This is a genomic window from Myroides sp. LoEW2-1, assembly GCF_009767705.1.
Classification (GTDB): domain Bacteria; phylum Bacteroidota; class Bacteroidia; order Flavobacteriales; family Flavobacteriaceae; genus Flavobacterium; species Flavobacterium album_A.
The window spans coordinates 1-6,213 of the sequence record NZ_WSPP01000268.1 but is presented as its reverse complement, the minus strand read 5'-3'; the positions used below and the strand labels follow the sequence as shown (position 1 = coordinate 6,213).

Sequence of the window (6,213 nt, the reverse complement as noted above, 5' to 3'; positions counted from 1 at the left end):
TGCAAATACTTTCCTTTTAAAAGGAACTGCAACAATATTAGTATTTGCTGTTAATTCTCGTAAGAATTTCCATGGTGTTTCATTTTTGTAATCAATCTCAAATTGAAAAACTTCTTTTGGGAAAACAATAGGATGTAAATTACTTTTAATAAATTTATCTGTTTTTGTAAAATCTAAACTAAATATTGTTTTGATGTTATCTGTAGCAGACGTGTTTTCTAAAGTTTTCTGTAACTTAGTTGATAGATTCTTATTTCCATCAGAGATAGTTTTAACTAGATGAATTAATGTCTTGTCAAAACCATCAGTTGAAATATAATACGCTTCTCTACCATTTTGTCTAATTGAAGTAATTAATTTTTTTACATCATCATTTATAACACTTCCGTATCCACACCAATATAACCTGCCACTACCAGGCTGACTAAAAGCAGTTTCTAAGGCTGTCATTAATGAGATGTCTCGACCGCTGTATCCACTAACGATAAGATTTTTATCTATATGATAGTTAGCTAACTGTTTTTTAAATAAATCATTTTGACTATCTAATTCAGTATTTGTATTCTTTAAAGTTGAGTATTTATAGTCTCCATGTAGAGCAATACATAATAATTCTCTAGTACTTTGATTTCTGAAAATTCTATCTGAATTATCAAGGGTTATTTCTATTGGTGTAAGATTATTTTGATAACTAGCTCTAACTATTAATCCATCAAAATTAGTAGTCCAGACTGATTTAACAATGCCAAACTCAGATAATAGACATAATAACTTGTAACCAATATAAGGTTCTTTGTTTTCTATTAAATCAAAGAAATATTTTCTTCTATCATCAGCTATTGGATATGCTTTTTCTGCATAAAAAGAATATTCTTCTATAGAATCTAGTTTAGGAAATATTCCTTGGGTATCCAACCATGTTTGTATACTTTTTCTTACAGCTTCATTTTTGTGATCTTTATAAAATTCCCCTGCATTAATATTTTTAGAAATATAGATATCTTTTTTCCATTCCCATATACAATCATAAGCAGATTGAATACCTGAGCTTATTGAAGCACCAGCGCCTAATAGAAATGAATGTGGTACATCCCCATTTCTTTTAATAGATCTTAAAAAAGCGTCATAGTCGAGTTCAAAATTTTCTATCATTAGATTTTTAGTAATTGTAAGGTTAAAATATAAAAATACAATTTATTTATCTATTTAGAAAAGAGGTGCAAAGTAAGTCCTTCATTTTCAAAATAGAATAACACCCCAACTATCGCTAAGTTGGGGTGTTTTATTTCATTCACTCTCCATCATCGTTAAAATATCTTCGTATCTATAAAACATCAATCCACCAATCTTTTTAAATGGTATGGTACCATTTAGTCTCATGTTTTGCAAGGTACCAGGAGAAATACCAAGAAGCTTTCTTACCTCATAGCTTTTAATCCATTGTTTTATTTCTTGATCTTTCTTTCTATTAAAAGGGCTATACCTTCTTATCTCAGTAATAATCTCTTGTTTAAAAATCTCAAGGTCTTCTTTTGTAATAAATTCTACTTTCATAATTAATAGTATTTAGGGTTAGTTTTGATTTGTTTTAAGCCGCTATAAGCTTAGTTCTAACCCTAAATAACAATTTGTATGTACTGGTTTAGTTCTATTGTCTTTGGAAGGTTTAATTTGACTCTTCAAAGTTGTACTTGTGATTTTCCTGAATAAGTCTTCTTTCTCTTAGGTTATCCATATCTTCACCCAATTTATGTTCTAATACTTTAGCATAAATTTGAGTTGTTTTAATAGCCGTATGCCCAAGCATCTTACTCACTGACTCAATAGGTACACCATTGTTTAGTGTAATGGTTGTAGCAAAGGTATGTCTGGCTAAATGAAAAGATAAGTTTTTGTCTATTTCACATATAATGGCAATCTCTTTTAAGTAACCATTCATTCGTTGGTTACTAATAACAGGAAACAGTTTGCCTTTGGCAAAAGCAATAGGATGGTCCTTGTATTTTTCAATTAGTTCTAAAGCTTCAGGTAATAGTGGAACCCTTACAGGTATTTTAGTTTTCTCTCTACTTGATATAATCCAATCTTTTCCATCACTTCCTTTTGCTATATTTTGAGGTGCTAAGTGAAAGATATCTATATAAGCTAGGCCAGTATAACAACTAAACAAAAACATATCAAGAACGGATTGTAATCGTTCAATAGCGAAATTCTTGTTGACAAGGATTTCAAGTTCTGATTTAGTTAGGTGTCCTCTTTCTGTCTTCTCAAATTGAAGTTTATATTTGGTAAAGGGATCTTTCTCCATCCATTCCATTGTAATAGCTAAGTTGATTAACTTTTTAAATCTTTCAATGTGTTTCATAATACCATTGTTATTTAATGGTTGATGTTTATGAATAGGTTTGCAGTTTCTCAGGAAGTTTTCAAAGTCGAAGATAAATTTGTAGTTAATCTCACTTAAATAGATGTCAGTTCGATTGTGTACTTTACGCAAATAGCTTTTAAGGTACTTTTCCGTAGAAAAGTAGTTCTTTAGCGTACCATAAGCTAATTTACTTGTAGCAATCTCTCTGTGATAGTCTATAAGCTTTAAAAGTGATGATTCTGTATCATCATGTCCGAGAAAGATGTTTTTAACAGCTCCAATAGAGACAACTCTTTTTTGTTGAACTAATTGATGATAGGCATCTGTAATGAGGGAACGTACTCGCTCAATATGTGCGTTGATTCGAACCGTGTCCTCACTTTTTCCTTTTGCTTTTCCTTTAATGTTATCCCAAGAAGTAGGGGATATTTTTAGTTTTAAAGAAATTTCTGTTCGTTGTCCGTTTACTGTAACCCTAGCGTATATAAGGGATGGGACTGTTTTGTTTGAATTAGAAACACGTATAATGAAGTGTATTCCAAATGTGTTTTTTGTTTTCATATCAATCTATTTTAATGTTAACCGAACTGTTTTGATATGGTTTTTAAAAACTACTCACCTGAATAGTACTCAAACAAGACCAAAAAGCACTGAATTAAACTAAAATAAATTGTATTTAATTTATTGAAATACAATTAGTTAAACTCGATTCGGTGAGCTAATTTACCTTTTAAAAATAGCTCACCTAATAGCTCACATTTAGATTGATTTACAATGGATTATTATGATATATTTAAAAATAAAAAAAATCCGTAAGTAATTGATACTTACGGATTTAGGCACATTTTGATGCCGAAAAAGTCGGGGTGGCAGGATTCGAACCTGCGACCTCCTGGTCCCAAACCAGGCGCGATGACCGGGCTACGCTACACCCCGATTAAGGTCATCATTTAAAAATAATATATAAGCTTAAGTTTTTTTGTCGGGGTGGCAGGATTCGAACCTGCGACCTCCTGGTCCCAAACCAGGCGCGATGACCGGGCTACGCTACACCCCGAAAACTTAGCGGAGAGACAGGGACTCGAACCCTGGCATCGGTTACCCGATGACAGATTAGCAATCTGCTCCGTTACCACTCCGGCACCTCTCCGTTGCTTAGATAATTACTTCTCTAATGCGGATGCAAACATACTGCGACTTTTTGATTTCTGCAAATAGATTATTGGAAAAATATCAACCTTTTTTGCGTATAATCTTTATCGTGTTCGTTATTAGTAAGATATGTTTTTGTTAAAAATAAGATTTTTACTCTACTTCTCTTAATTAGGATCTTGGTAGTCGTAAATATTGAATTAAACCTTGTGAAAATAAGATGAGGTTAGTTCTAAAAGGAAAGGGTACGCTAACTGCATTAGCCCAAATTGACTGTTTTGTGAAATGTCTATATTCTTAGAAATATGCTATCAGTGGATTATCTTTATTTACATTCGAGAAGGAGAAAAGCCTTTATGTTTTATTTTGCTTTTATAATTGACTCCTTATATTTTGGATTCATTACTTTTGTATTTCTATTACGTAATTTTTTATGGATAAAGTAAAAGAACACTGGGAAGGTGTTTACAATACAAAAACTGCGGACCAAGTGAGTTGGACGCAAGTTAAGCCTGTTCATTCACTCAAGTTGATAACTGATTTTAATCTACCCAAAGATGTTAAGATAATTGACATTGGCGGGGGTGATAGTAACCTTGTTGATCATTTGATAGAAGCAGGTTATACAGATATTACTGTTTTAGATATTTCTAAGTCAGCCCTTGAACGTGCAAAGAAAAGGTTAGGGGACAAAGCTCATCAAGTAACTTGGATAGAAAGTAATATTACGGACTTTCATCCTAGTGAGAAGTATGCTATTTGGCATGACAGAGCCGTTTTTCATTTCTTAACTGCACAAGAGGCAAAACAGTATAGCGAATTGGTAAGTAGTGCAGTAGAAGGAGGAATTGTTATGGCAACATTTTCAAAACAAGGTCCTTTAAAATGCAGTGGGTTAGAAATTATACAGTATAATGCAGAAGATATTAGCAATCTATTTGAAGGACATTTTAGTCTGCAGGACTACTTCTATAGTGATCACATGACTCCTTTTGAGACTACACAGAACTTCGTTTATTGTCGTTTTTTAAAAAATAAATAATATAATATATGGGATTTAGTAAAGATATTGCTTTCGATACCGATCGTTTGCATTTTGAGATAGTAAGTGAAAAGTATAAACAAGATATTTTTGATGCTTTGACACCTGTGGTAGCAAAGTTTCTTCCTTTTGTACCGACGGGGAAACTCGAAGATACACAGGGCTTTATCGATTATAGCTTAGGTCAATTAGAAAAAGGACTTGATATCACATTGGTAGCAAGCAATAAAGAGACAGGTGAGTTTATCGGTTGTTGTGGATTACACGATATTAACGATGAGTCAATTTCACTTGGAATATGGTTGAAAGAAGCTGCTTTCGGCAAGGGATATGGTACTGAATTGATTAAGGGGTTAGAAGATTACACTAAGGATAATTTAGATGTAGATTACTTAATCTACAATGTTGAAAAAGACAATAGTGGAAGTATAAAAATAGCTGAGAAGTTAGGATATGTGTATCACAATTCATTTGTTAGAAACATCAGCGAGGAGAAAGTGTTGAATATGTTACAGTATCGAAAACCCAATGCGAAAAAATAAATTGATTTACTTTTAAATCAAGGATGTGTTATTTAAAAAGAATAGAGAGTTGAATAGAAGTAAGATTGATTTTAATCAAATTCCCTGGGATAGGTTAGTTCATTGGGAAGGTAGAGCCCATAATATTCCCGCATTAATACAAGTAATCGAAAGGGGAAGTACTCACGAACAACGCATGGCGCTTGTTACTTTAGCTAATCAAATTGAACAAAAAGGTGGTTTAGTTATTTCTACTCCTATCGTTGTGGCATATTTACTTGAGCGTTTGACCGTGGATAGCAATAATCAAGATTTGATTTTGCGTGTATTGTTGAAAGTAGCAAAAGCCATTGGATTACAGTGGGAAGTTTTTATCAACACGACTGAGTTTGATGGGTTGAGTTTTGGAGAAGATATATGGAGTCAACATTCAAAATATTTGTGGCCTCCATATCTTAGTCAGATAGAAGATGATGCGCTGTGGGCTTCTTTAGATCCTGTATTGTTTTACGATCACGCTTGGTTTTATACAAGGGAATTATTGATTGCAAACAAGGAGTCAATCTTTGGGGTAAAGGCTAAGGATGGAATTGAACAATGTTTGATTTACGATTTAGAAACCATTATAAACATGGTTAAAGATCAACAGAGAAATATTGTGTCTATTGAAGACTTTAGTTACGAAATAGACCATTTGAAGTTTGTGCCAATATCTAATGACTTTCTCTATGATATCTATGATAATTTAACTGAAGAAGTGTCTAAGTACTTAAGTTTTGACCCTGTAAAGAACATTGAGTTTACAAAAGAATATATAAGAAGTTCTCGAGTAGAATTTGAACGAGGAGCTGCAATGGTGCTGGTTGTTTTAGATACAAAGAATAATGAATTTGTTGGTAGTTGTGGTATTCACGATATAAACGATGAAACTGTTGAGCTGGGGTTATGGCTAAAAGAATCTAAACAAGGAAAGGGACTTGGGACAATTATTGTCCAAGCGATGATGAATATTGTCAAAGAAAATATCAAAACGAAGACTATTATTTATTCTGTAGAAGAAGCAAATGAATATAGTTCGCGTTTGCCAATTAAATTTGGCTTTCAATATGTCTATGATTTTATAGTAGAAC

At 32.7% G+C, this 6,213-nt stretch carries 6 protein-coding genes and 3 tRNA genes; 3 read left to right on the top strand and 6 right to left on the bottom strand.

The annotated features are described in order from the left end of the window. The 6 genes from GOQ24_RS13765 to GOQ24_RS13740 form a co-directional block, all read right to left on the bottom strand. The coding region (locus GOQ24_RS13765; RefSeq protein ID WP_208103228.1) for an SIR2 family protein at window positions 1-1,152 on the bottom strand (1,152 nt) is incomplete at its 3' end. 135 nt (window positions 1,153-1,287) lie between these two features. Continuing rightward, a complete protein-coding gene (locus GOQ24_RS13760) occupies window positions 1,288-1,554 on the bottom strand; it encodes a helix-turn-helix domain-containing protein (protein WP_160339951.1) in 267 nt (88 codons plus the stop codon). A gap of 112 nt (window positions 1,555-1,666) precedes the next feature. Then, window positions 1,667-2,929, bottom strand: coding sequence for a site-specific integrase (locus GOQ24_RS13755; protein WP_160339950.1), 1,263 nt, complete (start codon window positions 2,927-2,929; stop codon window positions 1,667-1,669). 300 nt (window positions 2,930-3,229) lie between these two features. Further along, window positions 3,230-3,304: transfer RNA gene (locus GOQ24_RS13750), tRNA-Pro, on the bottom strand. A gap of 46 nt (window positions 3,305-3,350) precedes the next feature. Beyond that, a tRNA-Pro gene (locus GOQ24_RS13745) sits at window positions 3,351-3,425 on the bottom strand. 9 nt (window positions 3,426-3,434) lie between these two features. Next, window positions 3,435-3,518, bottom strand: a tRNA-Ser gene (locus GOQ24_RS13740). Between the two features lie 435 nt (window positions 3,519-3,953). Between GOQ24_RS13740 and GOQ24_RS13735 the strand changes: the two genes are divergently transcribed. The 3 genes from GOQ24_RS13735 to GOQ24_RS13725 form a co-directional block, all read left to right on the top strand. After that, window positions 3,954-4,562: a class I SAM-dependent methyltransferase gene (locus GOQ24_RS13735; protein WP_160339949.1), complete on the top strand. Its 609-nt coding sequence runs from the start codon at window positions 3,954-3,956 to the stop codon at window positions 4,560-4,562. A gap of 8 nt (window positions 4,563-4,570) precedes the next feature. Continuing rightward, window positions 4,571-5,104, top strand: a complete 534-nt coding sequence (locus GOQ24_RS13730) for a GNAT family N-acetyltransferase (RefSeq protein WP_160339948.1) — start codon at window positions 4,571-4,573, stop codon at window positions 5,102-5,104. A gap of 49 nt (window positions 5,105-5,153) precedes the next feature. Further along, on the top strand, window positions 5,154-6,213 hold a 1,060-nt coding region (locus tag GOQ24_RS13725; protein ID WP_160339947.1), incomplete at its 3' end, for a GNAT family N-acetyltransferase.